General features: G+C 64.8%; 16 protein-coding genes and 2 pseudogenes. 6 read left to right on the top strand and 12 right to left on the bottom strand.

All coding sequences use genetic code 11. The annotated features are described in order from the left end of the window. Nucleotides 1-21: 21 nt before the first annotated feature. Nucleotides 22-564 (bottom strand): annotated as a pseudogene (locus TK90_RS06435) (glutamate dehydrogenase); the annotation flags it as partial. 103 nt (nt 565-667) lie between these two features. Between TK90_RS06435 and TK90_RS06430 the strand changes: the two are divergent. Then, nucleotides 668-1942: an IS256 family transposase gene (locus TK90_RS06430; RefSeq protein ID WP_012981820.1), complete on the top strand. Its 1275-nt coding sequence runs from the start codon at nt 668-670 to the stop codon at nt 1940-1942. Between the two features lie 39 nt (nt 1943-1981). Here the strand turns inward: TK90_RS06430 and TK90_RS06425 are convergent. Further along, nucleotides 1982-2872: pseudogene (locus tag TK90_RS06425) on the bottom strand (Glu/Leu/Phe/Val dehydrogenase); the annotation flags it as partial. A gap of 63 nt (nt 2873-2935) precedes the next feature. Between TK90_RS06425 and dusA the strand changes: the two are divergent. Next, nucleotides 2936-3913, top strand: a complete 978-nt coding sequence (dusA, locus tag TK90_RS06420; protein WP_083767892.1) for a tRNA dihydrouridine(20/20a) synthase DusA — start codon at nt 2936-2938, stop codon at nt 3911-3913. A gap of 7 nt (nt 3914-3920) precedes the next feature. Here dusA and TK90_RS06415 read toward each other — a convergent pair whose 3' ends face one another. Together TK90_RS06415 and purB are read right to left on the bottom strand one after the other, a co-directional pair. Then, entirely contained in the window at nt 3921-5078 is a 1158-nt protein-coding gene (locus TK90_RS06415) for a cupin domain-containing protein (RefSeq protein WP_012982673.1), read from the bottom strand. A gap of 3 nt (nt 5079-5081) precedes the next feature. Continuing rightward, entirely contained in the window at nt 5082-6449 is a 1368-nt protein-coding gene (purB, locus tag TK90_RS06410) for an adenylosuccinate lyase (protein WP_012982672.1), read from the bottom strand. Nucleotides 6450-6566: 117 nt separating this feature from the next. Here purB and TK90_RS06405 point away from each other — a divergent pair, with 117 nt between their 5' ends. Continuing rightward, nucleotides 6567-7955, top strand: a complete 1389-nt coding sequence (locus TK90_RS06405; protein ID WP_012982671.1) for a lyase family protein — start codon at nt 6567-6569, stop codon at nt 7953-7955. Nucleotides 7956-7958: 3 nt separating this feature from the next. Here the strand turns inward: TK90_RS06405 and TK90_RS06400 are convergent, their stop codons facing one another. From TK90_RS06400 to TK90_RS06370, 7 genes are read right to left on the bottom strand one after another with little or no spacing between them, the layout of a single operon-like run. Beyond that, complete coding sequence (locus TK90_RS06400; protein WP_012982670.1) at nt 7959-9908, bottom strand: bifunctional diguanylate cyclase/phosphodiesterase; 1950 nt, start codon at nt 9906-9908, stop codon at nt 7959-7961. Nucleotides 9909-9953: 45 nt separating this feature from the next. Next, the gene (locus TK90_RS06395; RefSeq protein ID WP_012982669.1) at nt 9954-10793 is read right to left on the bottom strand and encodes an HDOD domain-containing protein; all 840 of its coding nucleotides are present in this window, start codon (nt 10791-10793) and stop codon (nt 9954-9956) included. Beyond that, on the bottom strand, nt 10790-11182 hold the full coding sequence (locus TK90_RS06390; RefSeq protein ID WP_012982668.1) for a hypothetical protein: 393 nt from the start codon (nt 11180-11182) through the stop codon (nt 10790-10792). Before TK90_RS06390 ends, TK90_RS06395 begins: the two co-directional genes overlap by 4 nt. Nucleotides 11183-11197: 15 nt before the next feature. Beyond that, entirely contained in the window at nt 11198-13945 is a 2748-nt protein-coding gene (gene acnA / locus TK90_RS06385) for an aconitate hydratase AcnA (RefSeq protein WP_012982667.1), read from the bottom strand. Between the two features lie 16 nt (nt 13946-13961). Next, on the bottom strand, nt 13962-14591 hold the full coding sequence (gene hflD, locus TK90_RS06380) for a high frequency lysogenization protein HflD (protein WP_012982666.1): 630 nt from the start codon (nt 14589-14591) through the stop codon (nt 13962-13964). A gap of 53 nt (nt 14592-14644) precedes the next feature. Beyond that, nucleotides 14645-15766 carry a tRNA 2-thiouridine(34) synthase MnmA gene (gene mnmA / locus TK90_RS06375; protein ID WP_012982665.1) on the bottom strand — a complete coding sequence of 374 codons (1122 nt, stop codon included), beginning with the start codon at nt 15764-15766 and terminating at the stop codon, nt 14645-14647. Beyond that, a complete protein-coding gene (locus TK90_RS06370) occupies nt 15763-16224 on the bottom strand; it encodes an NUDIX hydrolase (RefSeq protein ID WP_012982664.1) in 462 nt (153 codons plus the stop codon). The genes mnmA and TK90_RS06370 overlap by 4 nt, the downstream gene beginning before the upstream one ends. A 125-nt stretch (nt 16225-16349) precedes the next feature. On the opposite strand from TK90_RS06370, the gene icd reads away from it, so the two are divergent. The 3 genes from icd (at nt 16350) to clpA (ending at nt 20349) form a co-directional block, all read left to right on the top strand. Continuing rightward, on the top strand, nt 16350-17606 hold the full coding sequence (icd, locus tag TK90_RS06365; RefSeq protein WP_012982663.1) for an NADP-dependent isocitrate dehydrogenase: 1257 nt from the start codon (nt 16350-16352) through the stop codon (nt 17604-17606). A gap of 143 nt (nt 17607-17749) precedes the next feature. After that, nucleotides 17750-18076 (top strand): ATP-dependent Clp protease adapter ClpS, encoded by a 327-nt coding sequence (gene clpS / locus TK90_RS06360; protein ID WP_012982662.1) that lies wholly within the window; start codon nt 17750-17752, stop codon nt 18074-18076. A gap of 5 nt (nt 18077-18081) precedes the next feature. After that, nucleotides 18082-20349: an ATP-dependent Clp protease ATP-binding subunit ClpA gene (clpA, locus tag TK90_RS06355; RefSeq protein ID WP_012982661.1), complete on the top strand. Its 2268-nt coding sequence runs from the start codon at nt 18082-18084 to the stop codon at nt 20347-20349. Between the two features lie 107 nt (nt 20350-20456). Here clpA and infA read toward each other — a convergent pair whose 3' ends face one another. Further along, nucleotides 20457-20675 (bottom strand): translation initiation factor IF-1, encoded by a 219-nt coding sequence (gene infA / locus TK90_RS06350; RefSeq protein ID WP_012982660.1) that lies wholly within the window; start codon nt 20673-20675, stop codon nt 20457-20459. Nucleotides 20676-20847 lie beyond the last annotated feature (172 nt).

Below are 20847 nucleotides of genomic sequence, written 5' to 3'. Positions count from 1 at the left end.
CCGACGGCGCCCGGACGTCCGTCAAATCAGCTTCAGGTCACTGCGGGCCCGCACGATCTTGCGCAGGGCAATCAGATAGGCCGCTGTGCGGTAATCCAGTACCTCCCCATTGCTCTCCACCTCGCGGGTCTCGTACATCTCTCTGAAGGCCTCACGCATGGTGTCGTCGAGGCCGGAACGCACGAGGTCGATCTCCTCTGCGCCGCGCACGATGGACTCGCGTATCCAGTCCGGCAGCTTGTGGTCCGCGGACATCTCGATCGCAGTGACCAGATGCTGACCCTGGGACTGGTCGTAGCGCCGCTCGAGCCGTCCAAAGCGCATATGGGCGAGGTTACGCACCCACTCGAAGTACGAGACCACGACCCCGCCGGCATTGACGAACACATCGGGGAGGATGGTGATACCGCGGTCCTGCAGGATGCGGTCGGCCTCGAAGGTCACCGGTCCGTTCGCAGCCTCCGCGATCAGGCGGGCCTGGATGCTGGGTGCATTCTCGCGATGGATCGCGCCCTCAAGCGCCGCCGGAATCAGGATGTCGCATTCGCGCTCCATGATCCGATTGCGAGTTACTGTCAAAAGTGGTGTACGGGGGGATTGAGGAAGGCGGCGTATCCGGCTGGAATGGAAGTGCGACCAACCAGCCAGCCAGAGGAGATACGCCAACATGGCTCACGATACGACAGAGAACCCGAACGGACCAGAGGACCCGTTGACCGATCTGCTGCGCCGCGGGGCGCGGGATCTGATCCAGCAAGCGGTGGAGGCAGAGTTGCGGACGTTCATGGAGACCTACGCGGAGGATCGCATGCCGGACGGTCGCCGGGCGGTCGTACGCAATGGCTATCAGCCCCAGCGCCGGGTTCAGACCGGCATCGGCGATGTACCGGTGCAGGTGCCGAAGACCCGGGATCGGTCCGGCGGTGGCCGGCACTTCACGTCGAGCCTGCTGCCCCCGTATCTGCGCCGGGCGCGCTCGGTCGAGGAGCTGCTGCCCTGGCTCTATCTCAAGGGGGTGTCCTCGGGCGACTTCCAGGAGGCGCTGAGCGCGCTGCTGGGCGAGCAGGCCCAGGGGCTGTCGGCCTCGACACTGGGCCGCCTCAAGCAGCAGTGGCTGACCGAGCACGCCGAATGGCGCGAGCGTGATCTCCGCGCCTACCGCTACAGCTACTGGTGGGCGGACGGTATCCACTTCAACCTGCGCGGGGAGGACGACGAACGCGCCTGTGTGCTGGTCATCATCGGGGTCCTGCCCGACGGGACCAAGGAGTTTGTTGCCCTCGACGACGGGATGCGCGAGTCCGAGCAGAGCTGGTACGAACTGCTGGTGCGCCTGCGGGATCATCAGGGCCTCGCGAACGGCCCGAAGCTCGCCATCGGCGATGGCGCGCTGGGCTTCTGGAAGGCCCTGGCCCGGGTCTACCCGGACACCCGCCGCCAGCGCTGCTGGGTCCACAAGACCGCCAATGTGCTGAACCGGCTGCCCAAGCGCAGTCAGCCCAAGGCCAAGTCCGCCTTGCAGGCGATCTGGATGGCCGAGACCCGCGCCGACGCCGAACAGGCCTTCGACGCCTTCCTGACCGCCTACGGCGACAAGTACCCGAAAGCCGCCGAGACGCTGGCCAAGGACCGGGAAGACCTGCTCGCGTTCTACGACTTCCCAGCCGCGCACTGGCAGTCGATCCGGACCACCAATCCGATCGAATCGACCTTCGCCACCGTGCGGCTGCGCACCGACAAGACCCGGGGCTGCGTGACCCGCAACACCGTCTTGAGCCTGACGTTCAAGCTCGGTCAGAGCACGCAGAAGCGCTGGCGTCGGCTCCGGGGTTACGAATGGCTCGACAAGCTCGAGCGCGGGGTCAAGTTCATCGACGGCATCGAGCAGACCGAACCGACCAACGACGAGGCATCCTCCATCACCGACCGGAGCGCCGCCTGAACCCGCCATCGCTCATACACCAGACTTGACCATAACTCTCCGATTGCCATTGCGCTCGAATTCCACCCCGGCGAAGCCTTCCATGGTCCCGGAGCGGCGGACGTAATCGTTCAGGGCATCGACATCGATACCGTCCTCGCAGTAGACCCCACCATCACTCTTGATCACACCGACGATCTTCGCGTGGTCATCGTTCTGCAGGAAATGCGCGGCGTGATAGCCCACATTGCCGAAGCCCTGCACGATGATGCGCTGGTCGCCCAGGCCGCCTTCCAGGCCGGCTTCGCGGGCGGCATTGCCCTCGCGGAAAAAGGCCTGCAGGGCGTACTGCACGCCGCGCCCGGTCGCTTCCAGGCGCCCGCGCATACCACCCAGGTCGACGGGCTTGCCGGTCACGGCGGCGCTGTGGTTCACGTCCTCCGGGTGGCGTTCGCGATAGGTCTCCATGATCCAGGCCATCTCGCGCTGCGAGGTCCCGACGTCCGGCGCCGGCACGTTCTGCGCGGGGCTGATGTAGTCGCGCTGGATCAGTTCGTGGGCGAAACGGCGGGTGATCCGCTCCATCTCCCATTCGTCATACTGGCGTGGATCGATACGCAGCCCGCCCTTGGAACCCCCGAACGGGATATCCACGATCGCGCATTTGTACGTCATCAGGGCGGCCAGGGCCTCTGCATGTTCCTGGTCCATGGTGGGGGAGAACCGCATCCCCCCCTTGACCGGGAGACGGTGGGACGAGTGCACGGCACGCCAGCCGGTAAAGACCTCGATGCGGTCGCGAAAGCGGATCGGAAAACTCACCTGGATGACCGAGTCGCAGGCCTTGATCGCATCCATCGCACCTTCGGGCAACTCGAGGAAATGCATGGCGCGATCGACCATGTGTGAGACACTGTCCAGAAAGGTTTCCGGCATTTCATTTTCCGACATGCGTATTCATCCCTTGGCATTCCGGGCACCACCCGCAGGGCGGGCGGCGCCGTGACTGGCTCGTTGCGTTTTCCCGATCCGCGCTTTTCGGTGGCGCCGATGATGGACTGGACCGACTCCTGGTGCCGGCGTTTCCATCGGCTGCTGACCCGGCGCGCGCTGTTGTACACCGAAATGGTACACGCCAACGCGGTGATCCACGGCGATCGCGACCGGCTGCTGGGCCATGTCGCGGCGGAACACCCGCTGGCGCTGCAGCTAGGTGGATCGGATCCCGACACGCTCGCTCAGGCCGCCCGCATCGCGGCAGAGCGAGGCTTCGACGAGATCAACCTGAACGTCGGCTGTCCCTCCGACCGTGTACAGTCGGGCACGTTCGGCGCCTGCCTGATGGCGCAGCCGGAGCAGGTGGCCCGGATGGTGCGCGCGATGCAGGATGCCGTCGATGTTCCGGTGACCGTCAAGCATCGTATCGGGATTGACGAACAGGATTCCGAGGCCGATCTGCGCAACTTTGTCGAAACCGTGGCGCGAGGCGGCTGCCGGCATTTCATCGTGCATGCCCGCAAGGCGTGGCTGCAAGGCCTGAGCCCCAAGGACAACCGCGATGTTCCGCCGCTTGACTACGAGCGCGTGTTCCGCCTTAAGGCGGAATTCCCGGAACTGACCATCGTACTGAATGGCGGCCTGGACGATGTCCGTGTGGCACACGGCTATCTCGAGCGGGTAGACGGGGTGATGTTCGGGCGGCTGGCCTACCACCAGCCCTGGGTGCTGGCCGAGGTCGACCGTCTGTTTTTCGACGAGACCGGTGGGGTGACGCGCGAGGCCGTGCTGCAGGGTCTGATCGACATGGCCCGCGAGATGCGCGCCAAGGGCGTACCGCTGGCGCGGCTCACACGGCATGTGCTGGGGTTGTTTCACGGCGAGCCGGGGGCGCGCCAGTGGCGGCGTATCCTGACCGAGGGTGCGCACCGGGCGGATGCCGGACCGGAGCTGATCGAGCGTGCGGCGGAGCCATGCCTGCGCGCCTGTACCTGATTGATTGCTAGTTCGGGCCGTCAGCGGGCTCGAGCCAGCCTTCCTCCAGCCCGTCGCGAAGCATGTCGTGAACCGCCGGCCACTGGTGTTCCCACTGCTCGGGCTTGACGATCTCCGTCGCACACAGCTGTTCCAGATCCCCAGGAGCCAGGCTGGATGCCGGATAGCTGTGGCCGGCGGCGCAGAGGATCGGCCCGGCCGGTGTCTGCAGCCAGTAGCGCCGAATACCCGGGTGTACACGGCACTCCCTCGCTTCGGCGGGGGGATCACCTGTATGCAGTTCGACGTTCCCCGCCGGGCGGGTCAGGAAGCGCCCAAGGAAGGCATCCAGTTCCGTGTCGTCGGCCGCGAGCATCTCGCGCAGGATGTCACGCAGTCGGGTGCGGTCGTGTGACGGCAGTTCGCTCACGTAGGCGGACACCGGGCGCTGGGGATCGCTGTATCGGGGCGCTTCGCCAACCCGGTTGGCCCGTTCCTCCAGGAACCCGGTCAGCAGGTCGAGGTAGGTCGGGGCCCGAAAACCGATCGACCAGGTCATGCACTGGTCATCCAGTGAAAGGCCGTAGTGGGGCAGGTTGGGGGGCAGGTAGAGCAGGTCGCCGGGTTCAAGGTCCCAGCTCTCGGTTGGTTCAAACTCGCGCAGGATCGCCAGCGGCAGGTCGTCGTGGCAGTCCAGCGGTCCCGGTGGTGACTGGATCTGCCAGCGCCGCCGCCCGGCCGCCTGGAACAGAAAGACATCGTAGGCATCGACATGGGGCCCGACCGAGCCGTCGGGTGATGCGTAGGAGATCATCAGGTCGTCGCGGCGCCAGCGCGGGACAAAGTCGAACCGGGCCAGGAAGTCGTGCCCTTCGGGCCAGAAGCGCTCGACATCGCTGATCAGCAGCGTCCAGGCGCGATCGGGCAGGGAGGCGAAGCGATCTTCCTCGAACGGGCCGTATTCGACTGCCCAGTCGCCGTGGTCGGTGTCGCCGAGTACGAGTCGGGCGCTGGCATCCGGATCACAGGCGAGCCCGGCCAGATCGTCGGGCTCGATGGGGTTGGCGAAGCCCGATACTGCGCCGCGTACGAGCAACGGCTTTTGTTGCCAGTAGTCGCGCAGAAACTCCGCCGGCGAGAGCCCGCCCAGTAGCTCCAGGCCCTGATTCGGGTCTTGGGCGGGCACGCCTTACTCGTCGCGAGCCAGCTGGCTGGCGATCCCGGTGTAGCGTCCCGGGGTCAGCGCGCGCAGGCGCTGCTTGGCCTCGTCCGGGATCTCCAGGCCGTCGATGAACTCGACCAGCGCCTGCGGCGTGATGCGCTGGCCACGGGTCAGGGCCTTCAGTTTTTCGTACGGAGAATCGATCCCGTAGCGGCGCATCACCGTCTGCACCGCCTCGCCCAGCACCTCCCAGTTCTGGTCGAGATCCTCGTCCAGCCGGCCGGGTTCGATCTCCAGCTTGCCCAGACCGCGCTGGAAGGCCTTGTAGGCGATCAGCGACCAGGCGAAACCCATGCCGATGTTGCGCAGCACGGTCGAATCGGTCAGGTCACGCTGAAAGCGCGAGACCGGGAGCTTGTTCGCCAGGTGATCGAACACGGCATTGGCGAGCCCGAGGTTGCCCTCGGCGTTCTCGAAGTCGATCGGATTGACCTTGTGCGGCATGGTCGAGGACCCGACCTCGCCGGCCACGACCTTCTGCTTGAAATAGCCCAGCGAGATATAGCCCCAGATGTCGCGCGAGGCATCCAGCAGGATCGTGTTCAGGCGCATGAAGGCATGAAACAGCTCGGCCAGGAAGTCGTGCGGCTCGATCTGGGTGGTGTGGGTATTGGGGACCAGCTCCAGGCTTTCCACCATGCGCCGCGAGAGCGACGGCCAGTCCACCTCCGGGTAGGCCGCGTAGTGGGCATTGAAGTTGCCCACCGCACCGTTGATCTTGCCCAGGCACTCGTTGGCGGCGATCGCGGCGCGCTGCCGCTCCAGACGGTGGACCACGTTGGCCAGTTCCTTGCCCATGGTCGTGGGCGAGGCCGGCTGACCGTGAGTCCGGGCCAGCAGGGGCTGATCGGCGAAGCGCTGAGCGAGCTCGCGCAGCGGCGCCAGCACCGCATCGAGCGCCGGCAGCATCACGTGATTGCGCGCTTCGCGGACCATCACCCCGTAGGCGAGGTTGTTGATGTCCTCGGAGGTGCAGGCGAAGTGCACGAACTCGATTTGGCTTTGCAGATCGGAACGGCCGCGCATTTGCTCCTTGATGTAGTACTCGATGGCCTTGACGTCGTGATTAGTCGTGGCCTCGATCTCCTTCACCCGGGCACCCGCGACTTCGTCGAATTCCAGGGCGATCTCGTCCAGAAAGGCCTCCGCCTCTGCGGTTAGCGGCGGGACCTCGGGGATGGCGGGCTCGGTGGCCAGGGCCTTGAGCCAGGCAATTTCCACCCTTACCCGGGCCTGCATCAGACCCTGTTCGGAGAAATAGGGGGCCAGGTCGCGGGTGTGGCGGGCGTAGCGGCCATCGACGGGACTGATCGCGGACAGGGGGCTCAGGGACATGGTGCACTCGAGTCGGATTGCATGGGTCCGTCAGGGGCATGGGAATGCACCCATCGGACGGTCGATTGACGCGGCGCAGTATAATACAAAGCTACGCCCGATCATTTGGAGGAGTGCATGTCGAACCCCCCGACCCGCCAGGAGCAGGACAGCCTCGGACCGGTGGAAGTCCCCAGAGATGCCCTCTGGGGCGCCCAGACCCAGCGTGCCATCGACAACTTTCAGATCGCCGGCCGGCCCATGCCGCAGGTGTTCATTCGGGCCCTCGCGCTGACCAAGGCGGCCTGTGCCGAGGCCAACGAGGAACTGGGGCAGCTCCCGGACGGTGTGTCCAGCGCGATTGTGGCGGCGGCCGAGGCGATCGCCGCGGGCGAGCATTCAGATGCCTTCCCCGTCGACGTCTATCAGACGGGCTCGGGCACCAGCACCAACATGAACATGAACGAGGTGCTCGCGCGGATCGCGTCGGGTAGTGGGGAAGAGGTCCATCCGAACGATCACGTCAATCGCTCGCAGAGCTCCAACGACGTGATCCCGACCGCGCTTCATGTCTCGGCGGCGCTGGCGCTGGAACAGGAACTGGTGCCTGCGCTGCGCCACCTGATTGCCACGATCGCCCGGCGCGAGCGCGAGGTGGGGGCACTGGTCAAGACCGGGCGCACACACCTGATGGATGCAATGCCCGTGACCCTGGGGCAGGAACTCTCCGGCTGGCGCCGCCAACTGGAACTGGACGTGGATCGTCTGGAACATACCCGCGTGCGTATTCAGCGTCTGGCGATCGGCGCGACGGCGGTGGGCACCGGTATCAATGCACCCCCGGCGTTCGGCGAGCGTGTAACAAGTCGCCTCGCCGAGCGAACCGGCCTTTCGTTTGTGCATGAGGGCAATGGCTTTGCGGCGCTGGCCAGTCAGGACACCGCGGTGGAGCTTTCGGGCCAGTTGCGGACCGTTGCCGTGGGGCTGACCAAGATCGCGAACGACCTGCGCTGGATGAACTCCGGTCCCCTGGCGGGGCTGGGGGAGATCGCCCTGCCGGCCCTGCAACCCGGCAGCTCGATCATGCCGGGCAAGGTGAACCCGGTGATCCCGGAGGCCGTGATCATGGCCTCGCAACAGGTGACTGGTCTGGATGCGGCGATCGCGGCCGCCGGCGCCGGGGGCAATTTCCAGCTGAACGTCGGCCTCCCGCTGATTGCTGACAACCTGTTGACTCAGATGGGCCTGCTGGCACGGGCCTCCAACCATCTGGCGGATCGAGCAATCGCGGGCTTCACCGTGAACGAGGACAACCTGCGGGCCGCGCTGGACCGTAATCCGATCCTGGTGACGGCCCTGAATGCCGAGATCGGATACGAGGCCGGCGCGCGTATCGCCAAGGAGGCCTATGCCACCGGGCGGCCAATCCTGGACGTTGCGGCGGAACGGACGGATATCCCGCGCGAGCGGCTGCAAGTGCTGCTCGATCCGGCGCAACTGACGGGCCCGGAGAGTGCAGGCGGGTAAGGCTTACCCAGTGCGCGGGAGGCGGGCCTGGTCCTGGAGCAGGGCATGGAAGTCATTAAAGGCCATGGGGCGCGCAAAGAAGTAGCCTTGTGCCTCGTTGCAGCCGAATTCTCGCAGGATTTCGGCCTGGCGCTCGGTTTCGACGCCTTCGGCGATGATGTTCAGCCCCAGGGTATGCGCCATCTGGACGATGGCCTGGACAATCCGCGCGTCGCTGTTGCTGCGCTCGAGGTCCTGGACGAAGGAACGGTCGATCTTGAGGGTGTCCGCCGGGAGCTTCTTCAGCTGAATCAGCGAGGCATGGCCGGTACCGAAATCGTCCACAGCCAACCGCATGCCGATCTCGCGCAGACGACCGAACATACGGGCAGCGCCTTTCGGGTCATCCATGATGGTGGTTTCGGTCAGCTCCAGTTCAATGCACTCGGGCGCGACGTTCGCGGCCTGCAGGATGGCGTGAAAGTCTCCGGCGAGGTCAGGCTGGCGAAGCTGCCGAGCGGAGACGTTGATGGCGACACGGAAGCCGTGATCCCGGCCCTGCGAGGGCAGCCGCTTGAGGTCCCGGCAGACCTGGCGCAGCACCCACTCCCCAATGGCCTCGATCAGGGTCATATCCTCCGCCAGCTCGATGAAGTGGCTGGGGGGTAACAGCCCAAGTTTCGGGTGTTGCCAGCGGATGAGCGCCTCTGCGCCCAGGATATCGCCCGTATGCAGGTCGACCTTTGGCTGGTAGTGCAGGACCAGTTGATCTTGCTCAATGGCAGTCCCCAGTTCCTTTTCCAGCTCGAAATGGTGGAAGGTCCGGGAATTCAGGTCCTGGGTGTAGAAGCGGAAGCCGTTGCGGCCACGTTGCTTCGCCTCGTACATGGCCGCATCGGCATTGCTGAGCAGGACATCGGAGTCTTCTCCGTCGTAGGGGAACACGGCGATCCCGCAGGACGCGCTGGTCACCACCGGCCGATCGAAGATCGTGCGTTCCACCGCGGTTGTGCGCACGACGTCGGTGACCAGTCGTACACAGCCCTCGAGACCCTGTAGATCCTCCACCAGGATGCCGAACTCGTCGCCCCCCAGGCGCGACAGGGTCGCGCGCAAGGGACGACCCGACCGGTCGCGACTGCGATCCAGCAGTTTTCCGAGATCCTGCGCCACCTTGCGGATCAGCTCGTCGCCGGCGCGATGGCCTAGCGAGTCGTTCAGGCGCTTGAAGTTGTCCAGATCCAGCAGAATCAAGGCGATGTGATGATCGGTTCCCTGGTGGCGGTGAATGGCTTGCGACAGGCGGTCACTGAACAGCATCCGGTTGGGGAGGTTGGTCAGCGAGTCGTGCGACTGGTGATGAAGCAGTTCGCGTGACTGGTGCTCGGTAATCCGCTGCAAGGCCTTCTGTCGACGGTCCATCATCTGGAAGAGGTCGGCACTCTCCAGAGCATAGCCGGTGTTGAACAGCACCATGGTCAGGGTCGAGAGGGTCATCTCGTGGCGCTGGAGGTCGTTCTGGCGAAAGCGGGCGGCAAACATGCCGCGAATGCGGGTTCGGGTCGAGATGACATGGAGCAACACGTTCTCGCCCTCGAAGCGCGAAGGCAGACAGACGGGATGATTCTGGTGCAGCGCCCAGGAGAAGGTACCTTCCTGAATCAGATCCTCGACGGCATCCGCGAGGTCGTATTCATCCTCTTGAGGATGCAGTTGATAGGCGAGATCAAACGATGACTCGCTGTCGAGTATGTAGACGGCCATGTCGCGGGCCGGCAGCAGACGCCGTATGGATTCCAGACTGCTCTGGATGATCAGGTCGGGGCTGCGATTGCGGTCGGTGTCGCCAAAGATTGCGGTGGTCGAGGCGAGCACGTCCATCGCGTAGGCATTCGCCTCCAGCGCTTCCTCGAGGAAACGGATGCGCTCGTGCAGCGCATTGACCTCTTCAGGCGTTTTGTACGAAGGGCTCATGCCGGGTCGTCCTTTACCTGCATCCGTGCGCTCATCCGTCCCTCGTCAGTCCAGCAGGATGGCCTGCATCTGTCCGAGTTGTTTCCGGGCATCGCCGATCACGGCCTCGTAGGTCTCCATCTCCAGGCCAATGCGGTCGAAGGTTTCCGCCTCCACGGGCGGAACGAAGCGTTCGCCCGACGAGCCCAGCCGCAAGGCATTGGCGATGCTGTCGGCCACGTGGACGATCGCGGTTTCGACCGGAAAGGCCTGTGCGTCACGCGGCGCATGATGGAAACGGGTGGCCTCCACCTGTGCCGGGGACATGTTCCAGTGCTCCATCAACTCCGCGCCAATGGTCGCATGGTCGAAACCAAGGAACTCCGTCTCGGCTTCGAACAGCAGCATCCGTTCCCGCTCGCGGATATTGATCAGCTCATCGGTGCGACTGGACAGATGCAGAAACATCAGCAGGCGCCCCAGGTCATGCATGATCCCGTAGAGATAGAGTCGCTCGATATTGGCCTCGCGCCGGAAGCGTGCGATCGAGCGGCTCAGCACGCCGACGGCCAAGCTGTGACGCCAGAAGGACTCCATGTCCACGCCGATGACCGGCACACCACGAAAATGCTCGATCACAACGGTCGACATCACGATCTGGCGCATCTGTTGCAGGCCGATGATGGAGACAGCCCGGTGCAGCGTGTCGATCGGTTCCGGGAAGCCATACAGCGAGGAATTCGCGACCTTGAGCGTCTTGGCCGCGATGGTGGGGTCGAGCTCGACGGCCTCGGTGATGGCCGCGACATTGGCCGTTGGGTCGCTCAGGCGAATGAAGATGGTGTTGTAGCTTCCGGAGAAGCTGCACAGGGCGTCGTCCGTAGCGAGGAATTCGTCGACGGTCATGCCTGTTCGCTCTGCCTTTTCGGAGCGTAGCGGCACAGGTCATCGAGCAGGGCTTGCCGAGCCAGACGGTAGATGCCGGACATGGGGTGATCCTCTACCGCGCAGTGTTGAAATCGCTCGGAGAGAATCTCGTCGGCACGAGCCTCCATCTGGGGGGTGGGTTCGGCGGCAGGGGGCCCTCCTGCATCTTGGGGGGCGGATATCGGGACGTCGTCCGCACCCTCCTCGAGCACCTCCACCGCCGTGATCCCCCAGGACAGCAGTACGCGAATCTGCTTGTCCTGGAGGACCATGCCAGCGGGAATCAGAAGCCGCCCGGAACGATCATGGACCGCCGTCGCCAGTGTGTGGCCGGACCTCACGTCCTCTATGGGTACCCGCCGCGTCATGCTATGACCTTAGTCTCATTGAGCGAGTTGGCGCAACACATAGGGCAGGATGCCGCCGTGGCGGTAGTAGTCGACTTCCTGCGGCGTATCCAGGCGAACCCGGACGTTGAAGGTCGTACGCTCGCCGTCATCGGCAACGGCGGTGACGGTTGCTTCGCGGGCCTCGCCGTTGTTCACGCCGGTAATCGAGAAGGTCTCGCGCCCCGTGAGGCCCAGGCTGGCCGCATTGTCACCCGGCAGGAACTGTAGCGGCAGAACGCCCATTCCGACCAGATTGGAGCGATGGATGCGCTCGTAGCTCTCCACGATGACCGCCTTTACGCCCAGCAACAGCGTGCCCTTGGCGGCCCAGTCGCGCGAGGAGCCGGTACCGTACTCCTGCCCGGCGATGACGATCAGCGGCGTGTCTTCCTTCTTGTACTGCATCGCGGCGTCATAGATGGACATCGGCTCGCCGTCCGGCAGATGCACCGTGACGCCACCCTGGGTACCGGGCGCCAGCAGGTTGCGCAGGCGGACATTGGCGAAGGTTCCGCGCATCATCACCTCGTGGTTGCCGCGCCGCGAGCCGTAGGAGTTGAAGTCGGCGGGCTTCACGCCCTGTTCCTCGAGGTAGCGTCCGGCCGGGCTGTCCTTGGCAATGGAGCCCGCCGGCGAGATGTGGTCGGTGGTCACCGAGTCGCCCAGCAGGGCCAGAACACGGGCACCCTGGATGTCCGTCAGCGGCTCGGGCGTCATGCCCATGCCTTCGAAGTAGGGCGGGTTGCGCACGTAGGTGGAGTCGTCCTGCCACTCGAAGCGGTCGCCGGTAGGCGCCTCGAGGTTGCGCCAGCGGTCCTCGCCCGTATACAGGTCGCCATAGGCGGTGGTGAAGCTCCGGGCGCCGACATGCGCCTGGACCGCCTGATGGACCTCTTCGGTCGTCGGCCACACGTCCTTCAGGAATACCGGATTGCCTTGCGCGTCTTCGCCCAGCGGGTCGTTGTACAAATCCAGCGTGCTGCGCCCGGCCAGCGCATAGGCCACCACCAGGGGCGGCGACGCCAGGAAATTCATCTGCACCTCCGAATGGATACGCCCCTCGAAGTTGCGGTTGCCAGAGAGGACGGCGCTGACGATCAGGTCATCCTTGATGATGGCCTCGCTGATTGGCTCGGGCAGGGGCCCGGAGTTGCCGATACAGGTGGTACAGCCATAACCGACCACGTGGAAGCCCAATGCCTCCAGGTCCTCCAGCAGCCCGGACTTTTGCAGATAGTCCGTGACCACACGGGAGCCGGGGGCCAGGGAGGTCTTGACCCAGGGCTTGACCTGCAGGCCCAGTTCCCGGGCCTTGCGGGCGACCAGGCCGGCCCCCAGCATGACCGACGGGTTCGAGGTGTTGGTGCAGGAGGTAATCGCCGCGATCACGATATCGCCGTGGTCGAGGGTGAAGGTCTCGCCGTTCATCTCGATGGCCGTGTGATGAGGCTCTTCGGCCTGGTGCTCCACGCCCACCGCGGTGTGGCCGCCTTCGGCCGCGAAGCGCTCGGCATCCTCGGGTTCGTCGGCGCCGCTGTCACGTTCCTTGAGCATGGTATCCAGGTGGCGGCTGATCTCGGCTCCGGCCTGGCTCAACGCAATGCGGTCCTGCGGGCGTTTGGGGCCGGCCAGGCTTGGTTCGACCGTGGCGAGGTCCAGCTCGAGCATGTCGGTGTAGCGGGCGATCGGGGCGTTATCGTTGCGCCACAGGCCCTGGGCCCTGGCGTAGGCTTCGATGAACTCGATGTGCCCCGCCTCGCGCCCCGTCAGGCGCAGGTACTCCAGGGTCTCGTCGTCGATCGGGAAGATGCCGCAGGTCGCGCCATACTCCGGCGCCATGTTGGCGATGGTGGCACGGTCGGCCAGCGGCAGATCCGCCAGGCCGTCACCGAAGAACTCGACGAATTTTCCCACCACCCCCTTCTTGCGCAGCATCTCGACGATCACCAGCACGAGATCGGTCGCCGTGGCCCCCTCGGCCAGTCGGCCGGTCATGCGGAAGCCCACCACCTGCGGGATCAACATGGAGATCGGCTGGCCGAGCATCGCGGCCTCGGCCTCGATACCGCCCACACCCCAGCCCAGCACGCCAAGACCGTTGATCATCGTAGTGTGCGAGTCGGTCCCCACCAGCGTGTCGGGATAGGCGAGGCAGCTGCCATCGTCGCGGTCCTCGACGAACACGGTGCGCGCCAGGTGTTCAAGATTGACCTGGTGGACGATGCCGGTGTCCGGCGGGACAACCTTGAAGGTGTCGAACGCCTGTTGGCCCCACTTGAGGAAGCTGTAGCGCTCGCGGTTGCGCGAATATTCGAGCTCTGCATTGAGGTTCATCGCGTTTGCGCTGCCGTATTCGTCGACCTGTACCGAGTGGTCGATCACGAGCTCAGCAGGTTGCAGCGGCGTGATCTTTTTCGGGTCGCCGCCGAGGGCTTCCATCGCATCGCGCATGGCCGCGAGATCGACCACTGCGGGCACGCCGGTGAAGTCCTGCAGCAGAACGCGGGCGGGCCGGAAGGCGATTTCCTGGGTGGGCTCGGCCTTCGGGTCCCAGTCGAGCAGCGCCTCGATATCGGCGCGCCGGACCGTGCGCTCGTCCTCGAAGCGCATCAGGTTCTCGAGCAGGATCTTCAGCGCGTAGGGCAGGTCCCGGGCGCGCGGGTCATCGGTAATCGGCACGTAACGGCACTCGCGGCCGCCGGCAGAGAGGTTTTCGGTCTTTTTCGGTTCTGCGTGGCTCATGATGCGTTATCCGCTGTCAGGTGTTCAGTCGTTGAAGGATATGGTCCGCTTGGCGAATCAGTCGCTTGCGGCCCAGAAGAAGTTTCCACCGAGATCCACCCGCCTGGCGCCAGAGCACGGCGGCACGGATGCCTGCCAGCAGCAGGGCGCGCACGCGCGCGGCGATCTCGGGATTGGAAAGATGATTCTGCTCGCCCTGGACGACGATACGGGGGCCCAGCTCGGAGATGGTCTCTTTGTAAATCTCGGCCAGGCGGGCGATCACGCTCTCGTGCGTGATGGTGAAATAGTCTACCTGCCGCTGGGCACCTTGCAGCCCGTCGCCCAGCTTTTGCAGCATGTCCGGGCGTTTTTGCAGCTTGCGCTCCAGAAAAATCAGGCCCACCGCGTAGCGGGTGATCTCCATATCCGGTGGCTTGCCGCCATTTTGCAGCTGGCTCTGCACCCGCTCCAGGCCCGGGCGCAAGCTAATAGCGCCGCGGTAGACATCCTCGGGCGTCTCCGCGTCGAACGCGAACAGGCTGCCAATCAGGATCTCGAATTCGTATTCGTCGCAGCTGCCGCGCCAGGCCAGGTCCTTGACCAGACTCGCGCATTGGAAGAGGGCGGCCAGCGCCAGGGTGCGGTTGTGGTCGTTACGGTCCAAGCGGGAGGGCTCCCGGAGCAGGCGTGAGTGGGTGGATGCGTAAAACGCGCCTACTATACCGGAACCGGGGCTTCTGACTCACTGGCCAGTGTGCGGCGGGTGGCTATCACGGCACCACCCAGGCACACGTCGCCGTTATAAAAAACGGCCGACTGACCGGGTGTGGCCGCGCGCTGAGGGGCGTCGAAGCGAACACGTACCCGGCCTCCATCGACGGATTCCAGTCGGCAGGGTTGCAAGGGCTGGCGATGACGCAGGCGCGCCATGACCGGCCGCCCCGGCTCGGGCGGGCGATGAATCCAGTGGACCGTCTCCGTCTCGATCTCGGGGCTCATCAGCAGCGGATGCCGCGGGTCCTGCGCGACGATCAGCCGATTGCTCCCCAGATCCTTGTCCACCACATACCAGGGGGCCTCGGGAAACCCGTCGATCCCACCAATGCCGAGTCCCTGGCGCTGTCCCAGGGTGTAGAACATCAGGCCCTGGTGGTGCCCCACGACCTGACCTTCAGGCGTGCACATCTCGCCCTCCGGCGCACGCAGGTATTGCGCCAGGAAATCGCGGAAGCGGCGCTCGCCGATGAAGCAGATGCCGGTGGAATCCTTGCGGGCGTGGTTGGGCAGCCCCAGCTCGCGAGCACGCGCCCGGACCTGATCCTTGGGGATGTCCCCCAGCGGGAACAGCGCGGGGCGCAATTGCTCCTGCGTCAGGGTATGCAGGAAATAGGTCTGATCCTTGTTGGCATCCGCCGCCATGCACAGCTCGCTGTGGCCGGGGAGGTGGCGCACACGGGCGTAGTGGCCGGTGGCGATCCACTGAGCGCCCAGCTGCCGGGCGTGATCCAGGAACGAGCGAAACTTGATCTCCCGGTTGCACAGGATATCCGGATTCGGCGTCCGGCCCGCCTCGTATTCGTGCAGGAAGTGGCGAAACACTCGCTGGCGATAGTCCTCGGCGAAGTTCGCCTTGTGCAGGGGGATCTCGAGACAGGCCGCGACCTCGCGGGCCATCTCAAAGTCGGCCTCGGCGGCGCAGTACTCCGCGTCGTCGTCATCCTCCCAGTTCTTCATGAACAGGCCTTCGACGCGATAGCCGGCCTCCAGCAGGCGGCTGGCCGCCACGGCCGAGTCCACCCCGCCCGACAGGCCCACGATGACCCGCTCGGGGCCGCTCACGGCCCCTCCGCATGAACCAGCGAGCCGGCCGCCGCCAGCGGCAGGCGCATGCCATCCTGATAGCGGCGGATGGTGCGCAGGACCAGCGGGCTGCGCAGCGGCCAGCCGCGACGCGCCTCGTCCGGGGTCAGCCAGTGGAGGGCATGGATGGCGGGATCGCGGGCCGGCGGATGGCTGGGGTCGCTTGCCGTGCCGCAGAACGCGACGCGCAGCGTTACCGCGCCATTGGCGAGCGCGAGCAGGTCGCAGCCGAGCAGGGCCTCCGGCTGGAAGTCCAGACAGGTCTCCTCGTGGACCTCACGGATCACCGCTTCGACCAGGTCCTCCTCGGCATCGAGATGGCCGGCCGGCTGGTTCAGTACATGGCGGCCGTCGTCGGTCTCCTCGACGAACAGGAAGCGCCCGTCCCGCTCGATGACGGCGGCGACGGTGATATGGCAGGGCAGGCGTTCAGTCATGCCGCGAATGATAACGCAGCGGCCCGCCGCGCTGGCGTTTTGCAGACCACGTTCCCCTCGGCGGGGACGGATGGGTATGTATAATCCCGGAGAACGATTTCGATTCTTACGCACAAGGAGTTTGCATGGCCTATCAGCACATTCAGGTCCCGGAAAAGGGCGAGCGCATCACCGTCGACGAGCAGGGCAAGCTGGTGGTGCCAGACCGCCCGATCATCCCCTTTATCGAAGGGGACGGGATCGGTGTGGACATCACGCCGGTCATGCGCCGGGTGACCGATGCGGCTGTGGAAAAGGCCTACGGTGGCCAGAAGGCGATCGAATGGATGGAGGTCTATGCGGGCGAAAAGGCCACGCAGGTCTATGACGACAACTCCGGGCTGCCGGAAGAAACCCTGGAGGCGGTCAAGGACTATCGCGTGTCCATCAAGGGACCGCTGACGACCCCGGTGGGCGGCGGGTTCCGATCCCTGAACGTTGCGCTGCGCCAAAAGCTGGACTTGTTCGTCTGCCTGCGCCCGGTGCGCTATTACGACGGCACCCCGAGCCCGTTGAAAGAGCCGGAAAAGACCGACATGGTGATCTTCCGCGAGAACTCGGAGGACATCTACGCCGGCATCGAGTTCGAATCCGGCACGCCGGAGGTGAAGAAGGTCATCGACTTCCTGCAAAACGAGATGGGCGTGACCCAGATCCGTTTCCCGGATACCGCCGGCATCGGCGTGAAGCCGGTCTCCAGCGAGGGCACCAAGCGCCTGGTGCGCAAGGCCATCGAGTACGCGATCGACAACGACCGCCCCTCGGTGACGCTGGTGCACAAGGGTAACATCATGAAATTCACCGAGGGCTCCTTCAAGGCCTGGGGCTACGAGCTGGCGCGCGAGGAGTTCGGCGCGAAGGATCTGGACGGTGGCCCGTGGCAGACCTTCAAGAACCCGAAGACCGGCCGCGAGATCGTGATCAAGGACGTGATCGCGGATGCCTTCCTGCAGCAGATCCTGTTGCGGCCAGAAGACTATTCGGTGATCGCCACGCTGAACCTGAACGGCGACTACATCTCCGATGCACTGGCTGCGCAGGTCGGGGGTATCGGTATCGCACCCGGCGCCAACCTTTCCGATACCACGGCGATGTTCGAGGCGACCCACGGGACCGCCCCGAAGTATGCCGGTCAGGACAAGGTCAATCCGGGCTCGCTGATCCTGTCGGCCGAGATGATGTTGCGTCACCTGGGCTGGTCCGAGGCGGCCGATCGGGTCGTGAAGGGCATGGGCGGCGCAATCAGCGCGGGCGAGGTGACCTATGACTTCGCCCGGTTGATGGACAACGTCGAGCCGGTGAGCTGCTCGGCCTTTGGCGAGGCCCTGATCAAGCACATGTAATGACAGCGGGTGCGGGCACTTGGCCCGAGCCCGGAACCGAACGACCATGAACATGGCCTAAGGAGCCAGGGAGACATTGGATCAGTGTTTCCCTGGATGGCCGAACTGGCATGACCAAACCGCTGAAAGCGTGAGTTCGACCGATGAGTGAGAAAAAGCCCCAGATCCCCGATCACGACAGCAATACCGCGGTCGAAGAATCGAGGCCGGAGCTCAAGCCACCGCGGCAGTACAAGGTGGTGCTGCTCAACGACGACTTCACGCCTATGGAGTTCGTGGTCGAGGTGCTGGAGACCTTCTTCAGTATGGATCGCGAAAAGGCCACCCAGGTGATGCTGCACGTGCATACACGCGGCAAGGGAATATGCGGCATCTATACCCGGGACGTGGCCGAGACGAAGGTGGCACAGGTGAACGATTACGCCCGTAGCCACCAGCATCCACTGCTTTGCTCGATGGAGGAGGTCTGACTCCCATGCTCGACAAGGAACTCGAATTCAGCCTGAACATGGTCTTCAAGGAAGCCCGGGAGAAGCGCCACGAGTTCGTGACCGTGGAGCACCTCCTGATGGCGCTGGCGCAGAACCCCAGTGCCGCGACGGTGTTGCGCGCCTGTGGGGGCGATCTCGACCGCATCCGCGACGAGCTCGAGGTATACATCGACGAGAACACCCCGCGCATCCCGCCGAATGACTCACGCGAGACGCAGCCGACCCTGGGATTCCAGCGGGTCCTGCAACGGGCGGTCTTTCATGTGCAGTCCAGCGGCCGCAAGGAGGTCTCCGGGGCGAACGTGCTCGTCGCACTGTTCGGCGAACAGGACAGCCAGGCGCTTTACGTGCTCGGGCAGCAGAACATCAGCCGCCTGGACGTGGTGAATTTCATCTCTCACGGCATCTCCAAGGTTGGAGAAGACGAACTGGGGGGACAGCAGAATCCAAACGATCCGCAGCCGGAGCCGGTGGAGGGCGAGCGCGAGGAAAAGACCAACGCGCTGCATCTGTACGCGACCAATCTCAACGAGAAGGCGCGCAAGGACGAAATCGACCCGCTGATCGGACGCGACCACGAGATCGAGCGGACCATCCAGATCCTCTGCCGCCGGCGCAAGAACAACCCGCTGCTGGTGGGCGAGGCCGGTGTCGGCAAAACCGCAATCGCCGAGGGCCTGGCCCGCCGTATCGTCGACGAGCAGGTGCCCGAGGCCATCGAATCCGCGACCGTCTACGCACTCGATCTGGGCGCGCTGGTGGCCGGAACCAAGTATCGCGGTGATTTCGAAAAGCGTCTGAAGGGCGTGCTGGCGCAGCTGAAGAAGGAGCCCGGCGCGGTGCTGTTCATCGACGAAATCCACACCATCATCGGGGCGGGCGCCGCCTCCGGCGGGGTGATGGACGCGTCCAACCTGATCAAGCCGATGCTCGCCTCGGGCGAGCTCAAGTGCATCGGCTCGACGACTTATCAGGAATATCGCGGCATCTTCGAGAAAGACCGCGCCCTGGCCCGGCGCTTCCAGAAAATCGAGGTGCCGGAGCCGACCGTGGACGAGACCGAGCAAATCCTGCGGGGGCTGAAGTCGCGTTTCGAGGCACACCACAATGTCCGCTTCACGCGCCCGGCGCTGCGCGCCGCGGCGGAATTGGCGGATCGCTACATCACCGACCGGTTCCTTCCGGACAAGGCGATCGACCTGATCGACGAAGCCGGCGCCAGCCGGCAGCTGCTGCCGATGAGTCAGCGCAAGAAAACCATTGGCGTGCAGGACATCGAGACGATCGTGGCCAAGATCGCGCGCATCCCGCCGAAATCGGTCTCCAGCTCCGACAAGGAGACGCTGCGCAACCTCGAACGCAACCTGAAGATGACCGTCTTCGGCCAGGACGAGGCGATCGGGACGCTCGCCACCTCGATCAAGATGGCACGTTCCGGCCTGGGTGACATGGACAAGCCGATCGGGTCGTTCCTGTTCGCCGGGCCGACCGGGGTCGGGAAGACCGAGGTCACGCGTCAGCTGGCGCAGCAGCTGGGGATTCATCTGGCGCGCTTCGACATGTCCGAGTACATGGAACGTCACACGGTCTCGCGCCTGATCGGGGCGCCGCCCGGCTATGTCGGCTACGACGAGGGCGGGCTGCTGACGGATGCGATCCTCAAGCATCCGCACTCGGTGCTGCTGCTGGACGAGATCGAGAAGGCCCATCCGGATGTCTTCAATGTGCTGCTGCAGGTAATGGACCACGGCACGCTGACGGACGCCAATGGCCGCGAGGTGGACTTCCGCAACGTGATCCTGGTGATGACGACGAACGCGGGCGCGGAGCAGGCCAGCCGGCCCTCGGTGGGCTTTACCCAGCAGGATCACTCCAGCGATTCCACCGAGGCGATCAAGCGGACCTTCACGCCGGAGTTCCGCAACCGCCTGGATGCCACCATCCAGTTCGGCCCGCTGGACGAGGCGACCATCCTCAATGTCGTGGACAAGTTCCTGACGCAGCTCCAGGCCCAGCTGGACGAGAAGAAAGTGCATCTGACGGTGGAACCGGATGCCCGCGCCTGGCTGGCCGAGCATGGCTACGACGTCAAGATGGGCGCACGTCCGATGGCGCGCACGCTGCAGGAGCACATCAAGAAGCCGCTGGCCGACGAGTTGCTGTTCGGGCGTCTGGCGCAGGGGGGCGAGGTCGTGGTCCGGGTGGGCGAATCCGGGCTGGAGCTCGATATCCGCGAGCCGGCGGTCTCCTGAGCCGCATCCCGGCCTGCAGAAACCACGAAGCCCCGGTCCAGCCGGGGCTTCGTCATTCGGGGATGGGCCCTTTGGTCTTGGGAGTGGACCGGCCCCCGGGGGCGGAACTACTTGTTGCGGTAGACGATACGGCCCTTGGTCAGGTCGTAGGGGGTCATCTGCACGATCACCTTGTCGCCACGCAGGATGCGGATGTAGTGCTTGCGCATCTTGCCGGAGATATGGGCGGTGATGGTGTGCCCGTTTTCGAGCTCTACCCGGAACGTCGTATTCGGCAGGGTCTCCACCACCGTTCCTTCCAGCTCGATTTCGTCTTCCTTCGCCATGCAGTTCCTCGCGTATTGAATTCGGTGGCGACATTATCCGGATGCCACGCGCGAACACAAGTCAACACGGGGTTTTCCGCGTGACAGCTGCCGGGTACGGGTGGCCGGGTGCCCGCCATTCGCGGAGGATGGCGGGCGTGTACATTGATCAGTGTTTCCCTTGGGCCTACAC

Origin of the sequence: Thioalkalivibrio sp. K90mix (assembly GCF_000025545.1) — a bacterium.
Classification (GTDB): Bacteria; Pseudomonadota; Gammaproteobacteria; order Ectothiorhodospirales; family Ectothiorhodospiraceae; genus Thioalkalivibrio.
Note: the sequence above shows the minus strand (reverse complement) of the source record. Positions and strands in the feature narration are given on the sequence as shown.